At 41.4% G+C, this 18,588-nt stretch carries 16 protein-coding genes, 1 pseudogene and 1 riboswitch; of the genes and pseudogenes, 12 read left to right on the top strand and 5 right to left on the bottom strand.

Going from position 1 to position 18,588, the window contains the following annotated elements:
- Window positions 1-83 precede the first annotated feature (83 nt).
- The gene (locus R5R67_RS09365; protein ID WP_001133125.1) at window positions 84-644 is read left to right on the top strand and encodes a TetR/AcrR family transcriptional regulator; all 561 of its coding nucleotides are present in this window, start codon (window positions 84-86) and stop codon (window positions 642-644) included.
- 59 nt (window positions 645-703) lie between these two features.
- Here the strand turns inward: R5R67_RS09365 and R5R67_RS09360 are convergent, their stop codons facing one another.
- Window positions 704-1,135, bottom strand: coding sequence for an SRPBCC family protein (locus tag R5R67_RS09360; protein ID WP_000921226.1), 432 nt, complete (start codon window positions 1,133-1,135; stop codon window positions 704-706).
- A gap of 252 nt (window positions 1,136-1,387) precedes the next feature.
- On the opposite strand from R5R67_RS09360, the gene R5R67_RS09355 reads away from it, so the two are divergent.
- The 4 genes from R5R67_RS09355 (at window position 1,388) to uca (ending at window position 7,882) form a co-directional block, all read left to right on the top strand.
- Window positions 1,388-2,551 carry a zinc-dependent alcohol dehydrogenase gene (locus R5R67_RS09355; RefSeq protein ID WP_001202397.1) on the top strand — a complete coding sequence of 388 codons (1,164 nt, stop codon included), beginning with the start codon at window positions 1,388-1,390 and terminating at the stop codon, window positions 2,549-2,551.
- Window positions 2,552-2,740: 189 nt separating this feature from the next.
- Window positions 2,741-2,836: riboswitch (guanidine-I (ykkC/yxkD leader) on the top strand.
- A 28-nt stretch (window positions 2,837-2,864) separates the two neighbouring features.
- Complete coding sequence (locus R5R67_RS09350) at window positions 2,865-3,605, top strand: urea amidolyase associated protein UAAP1 (RefSeq protein ID WP_001090542.1); 741 nt, start codon at window positions 2,865-2,867, stop codon at window positions 3,603-3,605.
- A 15-nt stretch (window positions 3,606-3,620) separates the two neighbouring features.
- Window positions 3,621-4,274, top strand: a complete 654-nt coding sequence (locus tag R5R67_RS09345; RefSeq protein ID WP_318754812.1) for an urea amidolyase associated protein UAAP2 — start codon at window positions 3,621-3,623, stop codon at window positions 4,272-4,274.
- Between the two features lie 2 nt (window positions 4,275-4,276).
- Window positions 4,277-7,882 (top strand): urea carboxylase, encoded by a 3,606-nt coding sequence (uca, locus tag R5R67_RS09340; protein ID WP_000475270.1) that lies wholly within the window; start codon window positions 4,277-4,279, stop codon window positions 7,880-7,882.
- A gap of 38 nt (window positions 7,883-7,920) precedes the next feature.
- Here the strand turns inward: uca and R5R67_RS09335 are convergent, their stop codons facing one another.
- On the bottom strand, window positions 7,921-8,457 hold the full coding sequence (locus tag R5R67_RS09335; protein ID WP_001196268.1) for an NAD(P)H-dependent oxidoreductase: 537 nt from the start codon (window positions 8,455-8,457) through the stop codon (window positions 7,921-7,923).
- Window positions 8,458-8,550: 93 nt separating this feature from the next.
- On the opposite strand from R5R67_RS09335, the gene R5R67_RS09330 reads away from it, so the two are divergent.
- The 5 genes and pseudogenes from R5R67_RS09330 to R5R67_RS09310 all read left to right on the top strand — a co-directional run bounded on the left by R5R67_RS09330 (window position 8,551) and on the right by R5R67_RS09310 (window position 12,502).
- Window positions 8,551-8,904, top strand: coding sequence for a winged helix-turn-helix transcriptional regulator (locus tag R5R67_RS09330; RefSeq protein WP_001140305.1), 354 nt, complete (start codon window positions 8,551-8,553; stop codon window positions 8,902-8,904).
- 189 nt (window positions 8,905-9,093) lie between these two features.
- A complete protein-coding gene (locus R5R67_RS09325) occupies window positions 9,094-9,219 on the top strand; it encodes a hypothetical protein (protein ID WP_001000632.1) in 126 nt (41 codons plus the stop codon).
- A 4-nt stretch (window positions 9,220-9,223) separates the two neighbouring features.
- Window positions 9,224-9,658, top strand: a complete 435-nt coding sequence (locus R5R67_RS09320) for a CopG family ribbon-helix-helix protein (protein WP_001125930.1) — start codon at window positions 9,224-9,226, stop codon at window positions 9,656-9,658.
- 12 nt (window positions 9,659-9,670) lie between these two features.
- A pseudogene (gene atzF, locus R5R67_RS09315) lies at window positions 9,671-11,483 on the top strand (allophanate hydrolase).
- Entirely contained in the window at window positions 11,480-12,502 is a 1,023-nt protein-coding gene (locus R5R67_RS09310) for an ABC transporter substrate-binding protein (RefSeq protein ID WP_000591250.1), read from the top strand. Before atzF ends, R5R67_RS09310 begins: the two are co-directional and overlap by 4 nt.
- 51 nt (window positions 12,503-12,553) lie before the next feature.
- Here R5R67_RS09310 and R5R67_RS09305 read toward each other — a convergent pair whose 3' ends face one another.
- The 3 genes from R5R67_RS09305 to R5R67_RS09295 all read right to left on the bottom strand — a co-directional run bounded on the left by R5R67_RS09305 (window position 12,554) and on the right by R5R67_RS09295 (window position 14,876).
- On the bottom strand, window positions 12,554-13,435 hold the full coding sequence (locus R5R67_RS09305; RefSeq protein ID WP_001000095.1) for an ABC transporter ATP-binding protein: 882 nt from the start codon (window positions 13,433-13,435) through the stop codon (window positions 12,554-12,556).
- Window positions 13,435-14,379, bottom strand: coding sequence for an ABC transporter permease (locus tag R5R67_RS09300; RefSeq protein ID WP_000542522.1), 945 nt, complete (start codon window positions 14,377-14,379; stop codon window positions 13,435-13,437). The genes R5R67_RS09305 and R5R67_RS09300 overlap by 1 nt, the downstream gene beginning before the upstream one ends.
- Before the next feature lie 95 nt (window positions 14,380-14,474).
- Complete coding sequence (locus tag R5R67_RS09295; protein WP_000070789.1) at window positions 14,475-14,876, bottom strand: hypothetical protein; 402 nt, start codon at window positions 14,874-14,876, stop codon at window positions 14,475-14,477.
- A gap of 145 nt (window positions 14,877-15,021) precedes the next feature.
- On the opposite strand from R5R67_RS09295, the gene R5R67_RS09290 reads away from it, so the two are divergent.
- Together R5R67_RS09290 and R5R67_RS09285 are read left to right on the top strand one after the other, a co-directional pair.
- Window positions 15,022-17,652 carry a type VI secretion system Vgr family protein gene (locus R5R67_RS09290; RefSeq protein ID WP_009520447.1) on the top strand — a complete coding sequence of 877 codons (2,631 nt, stop codon included), beginning with the start codon at window positions 15,022-15,024 and terminating at the stop codon, window positions 17,650-17,652.
- Window positions 17,649-18,587, top strand: a complete 939-nt coding sequence (locus tag R5R67_RS09285; protein WP_000059481.1) for a hypothetical protein — start codon at window positions 17,649-17,651, stop codon at window positions 18,585-18,587. The genes R5R67_RS09290 and R5R67_RS09285 overlap by 4 nt, the downstream gene beginning before the upstream one ends.
- Window position 18,588: the final 1 nt, after the last annotated feature.

The raw sequence follows: 18,588 nt of genomic DNA, 5'->3' as shown, positions 1-18,588 counted from the left end.
CCTGTATTTAGCACTCAATTTAAGAGTGACGGCATGACTATCTCTTTTATATACAACAAAAAATTATTTTAAACGGTATAACTATGCCAAATTTAGAAGCTTCATTTAGAACACTCAGAGTGCTTCACACAGCAAAAGATTTATTTAACCAATATGGATTTCACAAGGTTGGTGTCGACCGAATTATTGCCGAATCTAAGGTGACCAAAGCCACGTTTTATAACCATTTTCATTCAAAAGAAAGGCTCATTGAAATGTGCTTAACCTTTCAAAAAGATGGGTTAAAAGAAGAAGTATTTTCTATTATTCATTCTTATCGTGAACTTATGGTGTTTGATAAGCTGAGAAAAATATTTTATCTCCATGCCAACCTCGAAGGGCTGTACCGTTTGCCTTTTAAGGCTATTTTTGAAATTGAAAAGTTTTATCCCACTGCCTATAAAGTGGTGGTTGATTATAGAAACTGGTTAGTGACCCAAATACATGGCCTACTTTTAACCGTCAAACCCACAGCTTTAATGGAAGATGCTCACATGTTTCTATTTGCAATTGATGGGGCAATGGTTCAGTTGTTAAGTGCCAATAGCGTAGATGAACGGGATAAATTATTAGATTATTTTTTAAGAAAACTGTCTGAGTATTAAGTCTAGAAACACTAAAATAAAAAGCCCATCACTGGGCTTTTTTAGTGGGTATGGGACTATTAAAACTTAAGTTTTTTAAGGCCACGACTCACACCATTTTGTAAAGCCGCTTTAATGATAGGACCAATAAAAGGAACGCGACCTTTAAAGCTAATGGTGTAATTTAAACGAGTTCGGTTATTTCCCAAGTCTGTAAATTGCATCACACCACGGTGTGCCTTAATTGGGCTAATGCCGCTTGTAATTGCGTACTCGATCAGTTCATTTTCTTTGTAGACTAAATTTGTTTCAACAAATGAAGGTGTAAACGGAATAGACATCTTGCGTGCAGAGCCAACGCCGTTACGTGCATCCTTACCATTACTAATGCGAGTGACTTTAGCAGGGGCAAAAAGTTTGCTTAGATTTTCGTGTTCACTTAAGGCGGCAAAGACCTTATCTACGGGTGCATCAAATTCTTGTACGATGTTGATTTTTTGAGTTTTTAACATCTTGTTCCCTCTAAAGTAAATTTGACATGAGTAATTGTCAGAATTTGGATATTAGCATGCTTTTCACTAGGGTGGAATTCTAGTTTGTCGGCGTGATTTCATCTCTATATTGCACGTTTTTTGTTAGAAGTGGAGCCTTAACTCATTTGCATTTAAGCAATATGCCTTACGTGAAAAATAACAATCGTTGCAAACCGTAAAGAAACCCTCCTCATAATCAAAGGACATGATAGAAAATAGAGGAATAACAATATGCGCGCTTTAACTTACCACGGTGCAGAAGATGTCCGAGTAGAAACGGTTGCAGACCCAATTATTCAAGAACCAGATGACATTATTTTACGTGTGACTGCCACAGCAATATGTGGCTCCGACTTACATTTATATCGAGGCAAAATCCCAAAGACTGAACATGGCGATATCTTTGGTCATGAGTTTATGGGCATTGTTGAAGAGGTCGGTCCAGCCGTCACCGCAGTCAAAAAGGGCGACCGTGTGATTGTGCCATTTGTGATTGCCTGTGGTGAATGTTTCTTTTGCCAACTCGACTTAACCGCTGCGTGTGAGACCACCAATACAGGGCGCGGCGCGATTATCAATAAAAAACAGATTCCACCGGGTGCAGCTTTATTTGGCTATAGTCATTTATATGGCGGTGTACCGGGCGGGCAAGCAGAATATGTTCGCGTGCCAAAAGCTAATAAAGGACCTTTTAAAGTACCCGGCTCACTGTCAGATGAAAAAGTGCTTTTCTTGACCGATATTTTGCCTACGGCTTGGCAGGCCGTGACCAATGCCCAAGTGAAACGTGGCTCAACCGTTGCAATTTATGGTGCTGGTCCAGTCGGGCTATTAAGTGCTGCTTGTGCCAAGATGCTTGGCGCTGAAAAAATATTTATGGTCGATCACAATGAATATCGATTGAACTATGCGGCGGCAACCTATGACGCTATTCCGGTTAATTTTGATGAAGTCGATGCAGCCGAATTTATTATTCAAAATACTGACAATTATCGTGGCGTCGACGCGGTGATTGATGCGATTGGTTTCGAGGCAAAAGGCAGTGTCATTGAAACAGTCCTGACCAATTTAAAACTTGAAGGTTCAAGTGGCGCAGCGCTTCGTCAATGTATAGCCGCGGTTCGCCGTGGTGGAGTGGTCAGCGTACCAGGTGTCTATGCAGGCCCGATTCATGGTTTTTTATTTGGTGATGCTTTTGATAAAGGCTTAACTTTTAAAATGGGTCAAACTCATGTGCATCAATATTTACCGCAACTCTTAGAATTGATTGAGCGTGGTGAATTAACACCTGAAACGATTATTACCCACCGAATGAAATTAGAAGATGCCGCAGAAGGATACCGCATTTTTAATGAAAGAGAAGAGGACTGCCGTAAGGTGATTCTGCTTCCTTAAAACTCTCAATCTTATAATTCATTCTTAAGCCTCTTATTGAAAGGGGCTTTTTTATTTTCAAGATGCACAATTTTTAGTGCAGCTTTTTATTTTCCATTCTAAAGCGCACCCAATTTGCTCAAATTGAGTATTACTTTTCACCAAAAACGTAATACTAAGCTGGCATGTCCTTTGCATAGTCTTAAACAATCAAAAGTGATCTAGGGTTCCGATACTTACAGTATGTCTGGACCGAGAGTTCACGGTTCCTAGCGAACTACACGGAGGGATAAAAGCCCGGGAGGAAGTCTAAAACTATCCGACAGGAGTAGCTATGAACACTGCAAGTTATCATAACAATCAGGCGATTTGGACCGAACTTTTACCCGGAGGACATCACTGGTCGGGTCGTATCCAAAAGGGAACTATTCTTAGATTTACTTCGCTTGGCGCTCAGGCAAATGTTTCTTTGTTTTGTGTAAATGCTGCCGATGTGCTTGAACGTTTCAACATGCCCGACAGTTTAAAAGGGCAACACACTGCCTATTTAAAAGCTTCCAACGTATTGTACTCAGACCTTGGCCGTGTCATGGCTTCCATTGTTCGTGATGATCATGGTTGGAATGATGCACTTTGTGGCCCAAGCCGACCAGAACAAATTGAAAAGCAATTCGGTACTCGTACATTTCAAGATGCCCGCAATGATATGTACCAAAACGGCTTAGACAGCTTACTCATTGAAATGTGTAAATACGGACTTGCCAGCCAAGATCTCAGTGCCACCGTTAATCTATTTTCTAAAGTTGCACCAGATGAAAACGGTGCTTTGTCTTATGTCAGTTCTGATAACACCAATCAAAGCATTGAACTGCGTTTTGAAATGGACTGCCTATTATTTTTATCTGCCGCGCCGCATGGTTTAGACACCAGCCCAAACTATCAACCTGCCGATATTCAACTCAGTTTATTTAAAGCCAATTCTCTAACAGACAGCGATATTTGTCGTGATGCATGTTCGCAAAATCAGCGTGCGTTCCAAAACACAGCCCGCTACTACGCACTTAGCAATATTTAAATCAGGAGAAGCATCATGACAGTTTTACAATCATTTGAAAAAGCAGTTTTAAATGAAGTTTGTCCTGCTGGCGAAGCGTGGATGTGCGAGGTTAAAAAGAGCCAATATTTTCGAATTATTGACCTTGAGGGAAACCAAGCGGTCGATACTTTATTTATGAGTGCAGAAAACCCGACTGAGCGTTATAGCGCAATGGACACTTTGGCTATCAACCAACAAATCTATTTAGAAAAGGGCACCAAGCTCTACAGTAACTTGGGTCGTCCAATTGCGGTTATTCATGATGATAACTGTGGGCGCCATGACACCATTGGCGGTGCTTGCTCATGTGAAAGTAATACAGTTCGCTATGCACATGAAACCTACCCAATGCATAGTTGCCGTAACAACTTTATGTATGCCTTGGCAAAACACCCGATTGCAAAAAAGCATGGCTTAAATGTCCGTCATATTGGCCCAAACATTAACTTTTTTATGAATGTGCCTGTTACACCAGACGGTCAGCTTAAATTTGATGATGGAATTTCAGGGCCGGGGAAATATGTCGAAGTTCGGGCAGAAATGGATTTAATTGTTTTAATTTCCAATTGTCCGCAGCTCAATAACCCATGTAATGCCTATAACCCAACCAAAATTCAACTGGTTGTACGTGAAGCGGAAGGGGTGTAAGCATGTTTAAAAAAGTTCTGATTGCTAACCGCGGTGCAATTGCCTGTCGCGTAATTCGCACCCTTAAAAAACTCGGGATCGCTTCAGTTGCAGTTTACTCCGAGGCCGACCGTGACTCGTTACACGTGACTTTGGCCGATGAAGCTTTTCTGATTGGCCCTGCACCTGCACATCAAAGTTATTTAAATATTGAAAAAATCCTTGAGGTTGCTAAACAGTCGGGAGCAGAAGCCATTCATCCCGGTTATGGTTTTTTGTCTGAAAATGCCGAGTTTTGTGATTTGTGCGAAAGCCAAGGCATTGCCTTTATTGGGCCAACTTCAAGCCAAATGCTGGATTTTGGTTTAAAACATACCGCACGTGAACTCGCTATTAAAAGCAATGTGCCTTTACTTCCGGGTAGCTCATTACTAGCTAATGAAGCCGAGACTTTGACCGAAGCTGCTCGTATTGGCTATCCAGTCATGCTGAAAAGTACCGCGGGCGGTGGTGGTATTGGTATGCGTCTGGTCTGGAATGAAACTGAATTAAAAGATGCCTACCAAACCGTATCTTATTTAGCGCAGGTCAATTTTAAAGATGCAGGTTTATATTTAGAAAAATTTGTACAACATGCACGCCATATTGAAGTGCAAATTTTTGGTGATGGGAAAGGGCAAGTTTTAGCCTTGGGTGAGCGTGATTGTTCGGTACAACGCCGTAATCAGAAAGTCATTGAAGAAACACCCGCACCACACTTAAATGAACAACAACGTGACCACCTCCAAAAAGTTGCGATTCAACTCATGCAGTCGGTGAACTACCGCTCGGCAGGCACGGTTGAGTTTGTCATGGACACCGAAACCCAAGAATTTTATTTCTTAGAGGTCAACACGCGTTTGCAAGTCGAGCACGGTGTGACCGAGCAAGTGTTTGGTGTCGACTTAGTTGAGTGGATGGTTACTTTGGCAAGCGGTGACTGGTCAGCACCCACTGAACAGTTAGAGCCAACAGGACATTCCATTCAAGTTCGTCTTTATGCTGAAGACCCGATTAAACAGTTCCAACCAAGTGCGGGCCTGCTTACACATGTTAAATTTGACCCGCAAGCCCGAGTCGAAACATGGGTTGAAACAGGTTCAACGGTGTCGTCTTTTTATGACCCAATGATTGCCAAAATCATTGTGACTGCTGCAACACGGGACCAAGCCTTACAGGAAATGAGTGCTAGTCTTGCCAACACGCAAGTCGCAGGGATTGAAACCAATCTGGAATATTTGCAAAACATTATTGCTTGCGATGTGTTTGCTTTAGGTACTCAAACCACCCGTTTTTTAAATACGTTTGAATGGAAAACTCAGAAAATTGAGGTGTTGCAGGCTGGCATTCAAACCGCCATTCAGGATGTAACAGGTCGACTAGGTTATTGGGATGTTGGTGTGCCGCCATCAGGTGCCATCGATCCACTCAGTTTAACTGTGGCAAACCAGCTTTTAGCCAATGAGCCAAATACGGCAGGGCTTGAATGTACCTTGCAAGGGCCAACTTTAAAGTTTCACTGCGACAGCCAAATTGTCATTACAGGCGGTGACATGCCTTCAAAACTTGATGGCGAACTTGTGCCGATGTGGCAAACCATCAATGTGAAAAAAGGCCAAGTATTAAAATGTGGGATTATCCGTTCAGGTTGCCGTAGTTATATAGGCGTGAAAGGTGGTTTCGATGTTCCTGAGTATTTAGGGTCACAGGCGACTTTCACCTTAGGGCAGTTTGGTGGGCATGCAGGCCGTAATTTATTAATTGGCGATATGTTGCCAATTACTGAATATTCCGCTCAATCGACTACAGCTTTAGCTCAAGCGCAAATTCCTAGCTTTACCCAAAACTGGGAAATTGCAGTCATGTATGGCCCACATGGCGCACCAGATTTTTTCACCAAACAAGATATTGATACGTTCTTTGCCAATGAGTTCGAAATTCACTATAACTCAAGCCGCACAGGCATTCGTTTAATTGGCCCAAAACCTGAGTGGGCACGTGAAGACGGCGGTGAGGCAGGCTTACATCCTTCCAATATTCACGACAATGCTTATGCGATTGGCGCAATTGATTTTACGGGCGATATGCCAATTATTTTGGGTCCAGATGGTCCAAGCTTAGGCGGCTTTGTTTGTCCTGCGGTAGTCATTCATTCCGAGCTTTGGAAAATCGGGCAGCTAAAAGCAGGCGACAAGGTCAAATTTGTACCTGTGAGTTATGCCCAAGCAAAAGTACTCGATCAAAAATATCATCAAAGTTTAACCGCGACTGATATAACGCTGATCGATTTTAACCCAGCTATTCAAGCAGAACCTGACACTTTAAAAGATGCCGTTTTAGCTACTTTAGACGGTGACGCTGGTTTACCAAGCGTGACCTATCGACCAGCAGGAAATAGCTATTTGTTGGTGGAATATGGCGAGTTAGTACTTGATCTAAACTTACGTTTCCGTATTCATGCACTCATGCAATGGGTTAAAGATCAAAACATTCAGGGTATTATCGACCTAACACCGGGTATTCGTTCACTACAGATTCATTTTGATTCAATCCAGCTCGATCAACTTGAACTTTTACAGAAACTTCAACAGGCAGAAGCCGAATTACCCGATATTCAAAATATGCAGGTGCCTTCAAGAACTGTCTATTTGCCTTTGGCTTGGGAAGATTCACAAACTCAACTTGCCACCGAGCGTTATACGCAAATTGTTCGACCAGATGCACCGTGGTGCCCAGATAACGTCGAGTTTATTCGTCGTATTAATGGTTTAGCTTCAAAGCAAGCGGTTAAAGATGTTGTCTATAGTGCAAACTATTTGGTGATGGGTTTAGGCGATGTGTATTTAGGTGCACCCGTTGCCACACCACTGGACCCACGTCAACGTTTAGTGACCACAAAATATAATCCGGCACGAACTTGGACACCTGAAAATGCGGTCGGCATTGGCGGGGCGTATATGTGTGTCTACGGTATGGAAGGACCGGGTGGCTACCAGTTTGTTGGTCGCACGACCCAAATGTGGAGCCGTTACCGTAAAAATGCCAACTTCGAAGAAGGCAAACCGTGGTTACTGCGCTTTTTTGACCAAGTTAAGTTTTATGAAGTTTCTGAGACTGAACTTCTACAAATGCGTGAAGACTTTAAGGCGGGCCGACTACAACTTCGTATTGAAGATGGTGTGCTTAACTTAAAAGAATACAACGAGTTTTTAAAAACACATCAAGACAGCATTCAAGCCTTTAAAGACATGCAACAAGCTAACTTTGAGGCTGAGCGCCGCCGTTGGCACGAAGCGGGCTTACAAGAATATATCTCTGAAAGCCTAGATGCTGTTGATGAAGGTGAAACCGTGGTTATTCCTGAAGGAGGCTGTGCAGTCGAATCACACATGCCGGGTTCAATCTGGAAAATTGAATGTGCATCAGGAGATATTGTTGAAGAAGGTGCAACCCTTGCAGTAATTGAAGCAATGAAAATTGAAATTCCGATTATTGCGCCGGAACGCATGAAAGTAGAAACCATTACCATTGAAAAAGGGCAAACCGTAAAAACAGGACAAGTACTATTTACTTTGGCACCAGTCGCTTAAACCAAAAGAGAGCATCGATATTGATGCTCTCTTTTTTATTATGCTTCGGTCAAATGTTTTAATACTTTATGGCCATGTTCAACAGCTTCTAATTTAATTTTCGACTCTGGGTTACCTGATAAAGGCGAAACGTCATAAAGCAAAAATGTGCCGCTTAACTGCATTTGCGTATATTGAATTGAATGTTGAACCGCTTTTAAAAAGCTATCGATTAAGTTTTCTTGGTCGTTCACCATGTCAGCTTCTTTTTGCCCGACCGTCATACTAATAATGACTTTTTTATCTTTTAATTTATCGCCCTGAGAGCCATAAGCAAACTGATAAGTAAAAACTTCATCAAACCATAACTTCAAAATTGCCGGCATATTAAACCAGAACATTGGATATTGCAGAATAATCGTGTCATGGCGTAGCAACGCTTCTTGTTCAGCACTGACATCAATTTTATAGTCCGGATAAAGCTGAAAAATATCTCGGACTTCAAGGTCCTGATAGGTTTTTATAAGTTCATTCACTATCGTTTTATTTGCAATTGATTGAGCGTAGTAGGGATGAGCTAAAATCAGTAAAGCCATGAGAGTGCCTTTAAACTATAAAAATAATAGTCACTATAATTTTTATAGTATGGGCGTACAATAACTATCAAAGTTGATAGGTAGCGTTTAAAAATGGCAAAAACTGAAAATAAATGTGAAGTTACGGTAAATGGAAAAACGTATCCATGCCATATCAGTATGGCTATGGACTTGGTGGGTGGAAAATGGAAAGGCGTTATTTTGTATTATCTAAAAGATGGGCCAAAACGTTTTAATGAAATCAATCAATTAATGCCAACCATCACAGAAATGACCTTAAGCCTGCAACTCAAGCAATTAGAGCAAAGTGGTTTAATCTCTCGAACCGTTTATGGTGAAAAAGCACCGATTAAGGTGGTTTATGAAATGACCGAATTAGGCCAGTCTTTTAAGCCTGTTTTAGAGTCTTTATCGGTATGGGCACATACGATGATTCAGCAGTCATAAGATGAAAAATTAACTTTTTAAAAATATAAATATTAGCCCATCCCTGTGCATGGGGCTTTTTTCTGCCCAAAAAACACTCATAAATACCCGTTTAATCCATCAAAACACACTTAAAAACTGGCACATTTTCTGCATCTCTTATTAGTAATACAAAAACTGAATTTGGTAATACCAAGCTAGAGGTGTGATATGAACGATGTAAAACCTGTAGTTCAACCAAAGCAAACTGTAAAAGCTTTTTTAGTCGAATTACTCAGCGTACGTGCAGGCGTATATATCAAACAAAACAATCAGCCGCCTAAAACAAAAGGATAAGACTGTGCCGAAACAAAAGCTTGCTCGAATCAGTATTACCGTACCTGAATCGACCCTCAACGCGCTCGACCAAAAAATTGTCGAGCAGAACTATGAAAGTCGCTCGCAAGCCATTGTCGACATGATTAATAAACACCTGATTGCAGAGCAAGCACAGGCCAATGAAGTCATGGTGGGCACATTAACGCTGCTTTATGACGCTAGCCAAATGACCTTGCGCAATCAATTGGTTGACTTGCAACAACAGTTTTTAGCACAGGTGATTAGTTCACTTCATATTCAGCTCGACCAACAAAAGATATTGCAAGTCATGTTAATGCAGGGCGCGAGTTCTGAGCTTAGACAAATTAGCCAGCAATTTATTGTGCTGAAAGGGGTGATCAAAGGACATCTAGAACTGATGGATGCCGTTATGCCGCCTATACAGCAAAATGACTAAATGAGGAGTAGCGTGTTGAAAAATTTATGGACTATTCAAGACTGGAAAACAGCATATCAAAACGGGCAAATCCATCTTAAGGATCTGATTGGCTATGTGGCAGAAATTAAAAATGATGATCATGCATGGATTGAAATTGCATCGAGCGAGCAGATTCAATCGCAAATTGATATTTTAAAAGACCAGAGTATTGCTGACTTACCTCTATATGGTGTGCCATTTGCAGTTAAAGACAACATTGATGTCGCTGGCTTTCACACTACTGCTGCCTGTAAAGAGATTCAATATTTAGCAAACCAAGATGCTACCGTCGTTGCCAAGCTGAAAAAAGCAGGGGCAATTGTGGTTGGTAAAACTAATCTCGATCAGTTTGCAACGGGACTAGTTGGCGTTCGCTCGCCCTATGGTGCAGTAAAAAATAGTTTTAACCCCGAATATATTAGTGGTGGTTCAAGCTCTGGTTCTTCGGTAGTGGTCGCCAACGGTATTGTGCCTTTTAGTTTAGGAACTGACACGGCGGGGTCAGGGCGTGTTCCTGCGGGCCATAACAATATTGTGGGTCTTAAACCAACAAAGGGCTGGTTTTCTACCACAGGTTTAATCCCTGCATGTCGGACTATTGATGTCATTTCCATTTTTGCCTTGCATGTTGATGATGCGTGGACAGTTACCAATTTAATGCAGGGATACGATGAAACAGATGAATATTCACGAGTACATCCAGCCAATGTACCGACTCAGTTTTCTAAACGAAAAATAGCTATTCCAGCTCAGCTTGAGTTTTATGGCGATCTTGAATCTGAAAAAGCCTTTTTAGTTGCAGTCGAGCGTGTTAAAAAACTGGGTTACGAAGTTGAGAGTATTGATTTCAGTGCATTTAATGAGCTTGCTGCCGCACTGTATAACGATGCATGGGTGGCAGAAAGAACAGTCGCCGTTGAACGCATGACAACACGTGAAAACGCTCATCCTGTTATTGCTCAAATTATTGCGCAGGCAGATAAATTCAAGGCAACAGATGCACTTCAAGCCGAATATAACCGTGCCGTTCTGGCTCGAAAAATTAATTTGGCATTACAGCCTTTTGATGCCTTGATGGTTCCGACAGCACCAACCATTTACACCATTGCCGAAGTTGAAGCCGACCCGTTGACTAAAAACGCGCACATGGGGGCCTATACCAACTTTGTTAATTTTGCCGATCTTTCGGCTTTAGCTTTACCAAATGTACTCCGTGAAGACGGCCTACCAAGCGGCGTAACTTTTATTGCACCAGCTTGGCACGATCAGGCACTCGCCAATTTTGCGCAGCTTTGGCAAGCCGGAACATCACTGAGTTTAGGTAAATCAGCTCAACATTATCAAAAAAGTATAAACATTCACTCGAACCATTCAGTGCAGCTTGCGGTGGTGGGAGCGCACTTAACAGGCATGCCCCTTAATTTTCAGCTCACTAGCCGTAATGCCACTTTGCTTAAGAAAACCCAGACCGCAGAGACTTATAAACTCTTTGCCTTAAAAAATACCACGCCACCAAAACCTGGCCTGCAATGTGATGCAGCAGGGACATCAATTGAAGTCGAAGTGTGGGAGGTTCCTTTAGCAAATTTTGGCGCCATTGTGGCCGAAGTTCCAGCACCACTTGGTATAGGGAACCTGAAACTAAAAGATGGAACATGGGTCAAAGGCTTTATTTGCGAGGCTTATGCCATTCAAGATGCAATCGATATTAGCCATTTTGGAGGTTGGCGAGCTTACATACAGTCACTCAAATCAAACCGCTCAAAGTGTTGTTAGTAAAAATGTTGGGGAAGTTTCTATATGATTAAAAAAGCGTTGTTATCCGTATCTATTTTATCGGCAGTTGTATTGGGTGGGTGTGACAATACCGCTAAAGTGCCCGAGGCTAAACAAGACGCTCAGGCATCTACAAATACAAAACCAATTACCATTGGCTATAGCGATTGGCCGGGCTGGGTGGCTTGGCAAGTGGCTATTGAAAAAGGCTGGTTAAAAGAAGCAGGGCTAAATGTAGAGTTTAAGTGGTTTGATTATTCGGCTTCTCTTTCGGCCTTTTCGGCAAATCAGCTCGATGCTGTGTTGGTCACCAATGGCGATAACTTGGTAACTGCTTCTGGCGGTACGCAAGGCATGATGATCATGGCAACGGATTATTCTGCGGGCAATGATGTCATCATTGCAAAAGAGGGTATTAACACCATTCAAGACTTAAAGGGAAAATCAATCGGTGTCGAAAAAGGCTTGGTTGACCATCTTTTATTGGCAACAGCTTTGTCCGATCATAACATTAAAGCGAATGAGGTAAAGCTGGTAAATTCAGCGACGAACCAATTACCTCAAGTGTTTAATAGCCCAGATATTTCCGCGATTGCTGTTTGGCAACCTGTTGCTGGTCAGGCATTAAAAGCAGTGGCAGGCTCTAAAATTATTTATACCTCTAAAGACAAGCCGGGTTTAATTTACGACACCTTAACAGTCAACATGAGTCATTTAACAGCTCATCAAGAGGAATGGAAAAAAGTTATTCAGGTGTGGGACAAAACAGTTAAATATATTAATGACCCTGCAACTCATGCCGATGCGGTTAAAATTATGGCAAACCGTTCAGGGGTTGATCCAAAGCAATATGAGTTGATGGTCAGCGGTACGCATCTATTAGATATCAATGCCAATAAAAAAGTATTTGCTAAATCTCAAGGCTTTGACTCCATTTATGGTTCTAGCTATCACGTCAATAAATTTAACCTTGAAAACGGTATTTATAAAACTGAACAAAATGTAGATGGGCTGATTTATCCATCACTCATCGAACAACTCAAATAAGCTCCATAAAGCAAAAAGCCCAAGTTGAACTTGGGCTTTTTTATGTGTTTCTTATTTTTCTGTACTGACCTGAGTCATACGCGGTATTTTGGGTAAGTCTTGTAAAGCTGGGTCAAGCTCATCTTCTTCAGCATGTACCAGATAATCAACTCGTGAACGGAGCTGTTTAAACTCAGGTGTGCTCATTAATTCGAGTGAGCGTGGACGCGGCAAATTAACTTCAATAATTTCCTTAATTTCACCCGGGTTGGCTTTGAGTGCCACAATTCGGTCTGCCAGCAAAATGGCTTCATCCATGTCATGGGTCACAAAAATAATGGTGATATCAATGTTTTGCCATAAATCCATCAGGTGCTTTTGCATTTTTTGGCGAGTATGTGGGTCGAGCGCACCAAAAGGTTCATCCATAAGTAAAATTTTAGGTTGATTAACTAAAGCTCTAGCAATCGCAACGCGCTGTTTCATGCCACCAGAAAGTTGGTGTGGATACTGATTTTCATATTTTTCTAAACCAATAATATTGATCCATTCGCGTGCTTGAGCTTCGGCTGTCATTTGACTGGCGCCGCGCATTTGCGGACCAAACATTACGTTTTCTTTTACAGTTTTCCACGGAAAAAGGGTATAGCCCTGAAACACCATGCCGCGTTCAGGACATGGGCCTGTAATGCATTCGCCGTCTACTAAAACTTCTCCGCTATGGTATGGGTCTAAACCTGCAATAACACGGCTTAGTGTCGATTTACCGCAGCCAGAAGGGCCAATCACACAAATAAATTCTCTTTTATGAATTTTTAAATCGAGCTTATTTAAAACAGTACGTTCAGTTTGACCATGTTTAAAAACTTGGCTCAGTTGTTTAGCTTCTAAAATCACAGGACGTTCATAAATTTTTTGAAAGTATTCATGTGCGTTAAATGTTGAATCGTTCATTATTTTGCTCCTACTTTCCAAGTGAACATCCGCTCACCTAACTTCATTAATACCCAATCACAGACCAGCCCAATCACCCCAATAATCAAAATGGCCGCATAGACGTTGTCAAAGTTTTGATAGCGTGCCTGTTGGGTGATAAACCATGTAATACCCGAGGTCGTACCAATCAACTCTGAAACAATTAAATATGTCCAAGCCCAGCCCAATAGCACACGTAAATCACGGTAAATATCAGGTAAGGCAGCAGGAATCACCACATGAAATAAACTTTTGAGCTTATTGGTGCCAAGCGTATAGCCAGCTTCAATTAAGCTTCGATCAACCATTCGAGTGGTATTGGCAATAATCAGAATTTGCTGAAAAAGAGTGCCGATCACAATAATGGCAATTTTAGGTGCGTCATTAATCCCTAAAATTGCCACTGCAAGCGCACCAAATGCAGGTGCGGGTAAGTAACGGAAAAACTCGACAAACGGTTCTGTTAAAAGGGATATCCGCTTAGAAAAACCACACAAAATACCCAGTGGAATCCCAATTAAGGAAGAGATAAAAAAAGCTGAAAATACCAGTTTAATACTGTGCCATAAACTTTGATGAAACCATGGCGAATCAGGTTGTTCAGGTGGTGTGGTAAATGCGGTGACCAAAGCCTTAGCGACTTCATGGGGAGCGGGTAAATAAATTGGATTGACTAAAATACCTTGTGGTGGTGCAGAATCTCGATTGACTGCATTTTGTGCTTCGAGATAGAACACATTTTTATCAACGCGACTTCCTACTTGTAAGTAAGGAACACTGCCTGAACTTGTGATTTGTACTTGAGGATGCCAAACAAAAGGTAAGTAACTGATTGCGCACCAAAGACATATTGGAATCACGAAAGAACAAATACTGAGAATCAGCTTGTTCTTTTGCGTAAATTCCTTTGCAACATAACCCATATCGAGAGCTCCCCGTTTTGATCAGTATTACGATTTTCATAAAACGTAATATTGTTAAGCAAAATAGGTGCCATCTTTAAGGTGCTCTAGATGAGTTAAGAAGATGAGGGAACTAAAGTTTCATGCAAATAAACCCAATAACATTTTTCGTCTTCTACTTTAATGCAGGCCGTAGAGGTACGCACTGTCTCGGTTTCATCAGTTTGCTGATGTTCCTGATATTGCACCCAACAATAATTTTCAAATTCGTATAAAGCTGTACTCTTAATAATGTCGATTTTTAAAGAAGGCTTCTTTCCAATATTTTGACTAAATAAGTTTTTAACTTCGGCTAAGCCAATACTCTGACCTTGAACCGTAACCATCTTAAAATTTTGATCAAAGCTATCTAAAAGCGGTCCCAGACTTTGCTCTGCATTTTTTCCTGTAAATACATTTTCTATTAAAACATGTAGGTCAATGATACTTTGAATGGCTTGATCCATTTGATTAGACATGGGTTTTCTCCTTTAAAATTTTACCTTTATTTTAGATAAACTAAAAAGTATGTAAGTTAGGGGAAGATAAGCTAATTTATATAAATTAGACAATTCTGTCTGTTTTTTATAAAATATCGATGATTATTACTCAGTTTTTATAATAATGATGTCCCATAAAATATTTCAAATTTTAGATAGTTTAGGATTGGTCGCACAGAATCACGTTCTTCATGTGCAATTTTCCAACGCATCATTAAACAATCAAGTCTTCTTACAACGTATTGAAGGCGAACATACGCTTAATCAGGGCAGCGTTGCTGAGTTATTGTGTCTGTCGACGAACGCCCATATTGCATTAAAACAGTTTATTGGCTGTCAGGTTGCCGTCGATCAGGTCACCGATACAGGCCAGTTTTTTAGAACGACAGGTATTATTACCGAAGCCAGCCAAGGGCAAAGCGACGGCTCACTCACTATTTATAATTTAACTTTAAAAGACCCAACTGCACTCTGGCATAAGCGCCGTAATAGCCGCGTGTTTATGAATAAAAGCGTGCGCGATATTAGTGAAATTCTATTTAAGGAATGGCAAGGCAAAAGTCCGTTATTTGCCTCAAGCATAACGCTCGATACATCTGGTTTAAGCAAAGACTACGATGTGCGTCCATTTGTGATGCAGTCAAACGAAAGCGATTATGACTTTTTAACCCGTTTGTGGCGTAGTGAAGGCATTAACTGGCTGGTCGATGAGTCACAGCTTTTTGTCGCTGACCCGAATGCTTCTATCCAGCCACAAGTCTTACGTTTAATTGACGATAACCAAAATTATCAGGCACTTGAACGCCGTAGCATCCGCTATCAACGCAGCAGTGCGACAGAACAGTTCGATACCATTACCCAAGTCAAAGCTGAGCGTCGTTTACAACCAACCTCGGTTCATGTGCAACGCTGGCAAGCCGATGCTTTGCAACAAGAAGAAGGTAGCGGCAGCGTACAAGGCACCCAAAAGCACAGCGAACACTATGACAATGCAAGCCTGAACCTTGAAGATGCATGGCATGTTAGCCCAGCGTGGATGCAGGATTTAAACGGGGAAGATCAAGCCACCGCTTCAGGCAATAGCCAGGTTGAACAGCTTAACCAGCACATCAATGCTTACCATCACCTGAGTTCTAAACAGTTTACCGTTGCAGGGAATGTCCGTGATGCACAGGTAGGTTACTGGTTTGAACTCAATGACCACCCAGAACTTGACCAACATGACAGTGCTGATAAAGAGTTCTTAATCTTAAGCAAACACTACTATAACCAGAATAATTTACCGAAAGAATTACAACAGCAACTTGAGCGCTTATTACCACAAGGCAAACTCAAGGCAGCCCAACTCGACAGTCAAAACCCTGAGCAGCGCCACTTTGCTGAGCTGAATGTCGTTCGTCGTAACATCAAAGCTGTGCCTGAATATAATCCGCTAGAGCACCGACCAGCCGCTCACCCACAGCGCGCTAGAGTGGTGGGTTTAGAGGGTGAAAGCATTCATGTCGACCAGTGGGGACGCATTAAAGTCCGTTTCCTGTTTACCCGGGCTGATGACCACAGCCATGATGGTGGAGCAGGAAGTAACGACAATAACACTGACTCCGCTTGGGTCGATGTGCTGACCCCATGGGCGGGTGCAGGTTATGGCGCACGTTTCTTGCCACGTGTTGGTGAAATTGTTGTCATCGATTTCTTTGACGGGAACATTGACCGCCCGTTTGTGGTGGGGCGTATTCATGAAGCCGAGCGCCACCCGACCCAGTTTGACCAGAAAGGTCAGCTACCTGACACTAAAAAACTCAGCGGTATCCGCTCTGAGGAAGTCGATGGCAAAGGCTTTAACCAGCTCCGTTTTGATGACACCACAGGCCAAATCAGTGCCCAGCTACAAAGTAGCCATGCCGCAAGCCAGCTAAACTTGGGTAACTTAAGCTATCCAAAAGACAAGGCGGAAAGCGATGGTCGTGGGGAAGGTTTTGAACTCAGAACTGACCAGTGGGGAGCGGTTCGAGCTGGTAGCGGCTTACTCATTAGTACCCACAAACAGGATCAAGCTCAAGGTGTACACCTTGATGCAAGTGAGGCCAAGCAACAAATCGAAGGCGGCCTCAACAATGCCAAGGCACTCAGTGAAGTTGCTAAAAATCAGCAAACTGACCCGTTAGATATGCTTGAGAATATTCAGACTTTCTTAGAAGTTCTCAAACAAGAAGATCCTAAAAAGGCTGCTGAGTTTCAATCAGCAGTGATGCTGCTGGCATCACCAAAAAGTATTGCTGTAAGTAGTAATGAAGATATACACCTCAGTGCAAATGGTCAGCTCACTCAAAGTGCTGGAGATAGCATTAATATGAGTACGCAAAAGAATATAGTGAATCATGCGAGCCAAAAGATTAGTCTCTTTGCTGCTCAGGAGGGTGCTCGACTTTTTGCTGGGAAGGGCAAAGTAGAAATTCAAGCTCAAGGTGATGGCTTAGATGTCATTGCTCGAAAAGGTGTACAGATTACTTCAACCGAAGACACAGTTTATATTACTAGCCCAACTGAGATTAATCTGACAGCAAACGGATCTCAAGTTAAGCTGAACGGTTCAGGTATTTTCCCTGTTACGGGCGGTAAGCTTGAGGTGAAAGCTGGGCAGCACTTGTTTATGGGAGGGTCATCAATAAATCCACCTGCTTTAGATTTACCAGACTGTTCGGCTAAGCAAACTCAAGCTGCTCAAAATGGTTCGGCTAAGGTAGATTTATCATGAGTTTGTCGGTTTTTAATACAACCCAATATGAAGATTTAAAAGATATTACTTCTAAAATTGAAGAACAGTGCATCCAAATTCTGAATGAATATGGCCAGATTATTTTTTTATTAGATACTACACTGAATGATTCTATTTTTAACGGTGTAATAGATAATCTATCAAACAAAAATATTGCATATATCCCTTTAGCGCATAAGAAAGGAATTGCAAAGTCAAATCTCTTTTTTATTTGTATTGATGGTAAAAAAGTATTTGAGCAGGTTAAAGAGGACTTATTGCAAAATCTATCGAGAAATAAAAATATTACGAATGATTGCTATTTTGTTCATGGGTTTGGCGTGGCGATGACACGCTCACTTGAGGAATTGCGAGATCAAATAAAAGCTAAATTAGTGATTTCTGATCAAGGTAAAAAAATTCTTTTCCGTTGGTATGACCCTAGAGTCATGATCTACTTGGATGAGATTTTTAAAACAGAATATGTAGGCGGCTTATTAAATGGCTTTAAAGAATGGCATTTTTTGCATCCAAAGGGTCTATTTAGCTTTAAATCTTACGATGAATCGCGATCAATCTTGAATCTAAAAAAAGTGAACCTTGAGCAATCTATAGAATTGGATTTAATTGAAATTGCTAATAATGTATTTCAACAATTAAGTGAATTTGAACAAGTTGATCTAATAAAAATTCATCCAGTTGAAATCCATCAAAATCTTAAAGAGGCTTACTACGATTTTGGTATTCAAAATCATTTAGATTTAGTTACATATGGTCTTTACAGCCAAATTATACATAAAAATTTTATACAGCATCCCATGATAACCAATGTGCTCTACGACCATTGTGTAATGAATAAAATGTCTTTTACGGACGCTATGGATTATGTAACGAAAGACTTATATGAGCAGATAGCTAAAGAATTGAATGGATAAA

Origin of the sequence: Acinetobacter sp. OYA S30 (assembly GCF_033599315.1) — a bacterium.
GTDB lineage: Bacteria > Pseudomonadota > Gammaproteobacteria > Pseudomonadales > Moraxellaceae > Acinetobacter > Acinetobacter baumannii.
The sequence above is the reverse complement of the archived record's forward strand: the minus strand, read 5'-3'. Positions and strand labels throughout refer to the sequence as shown.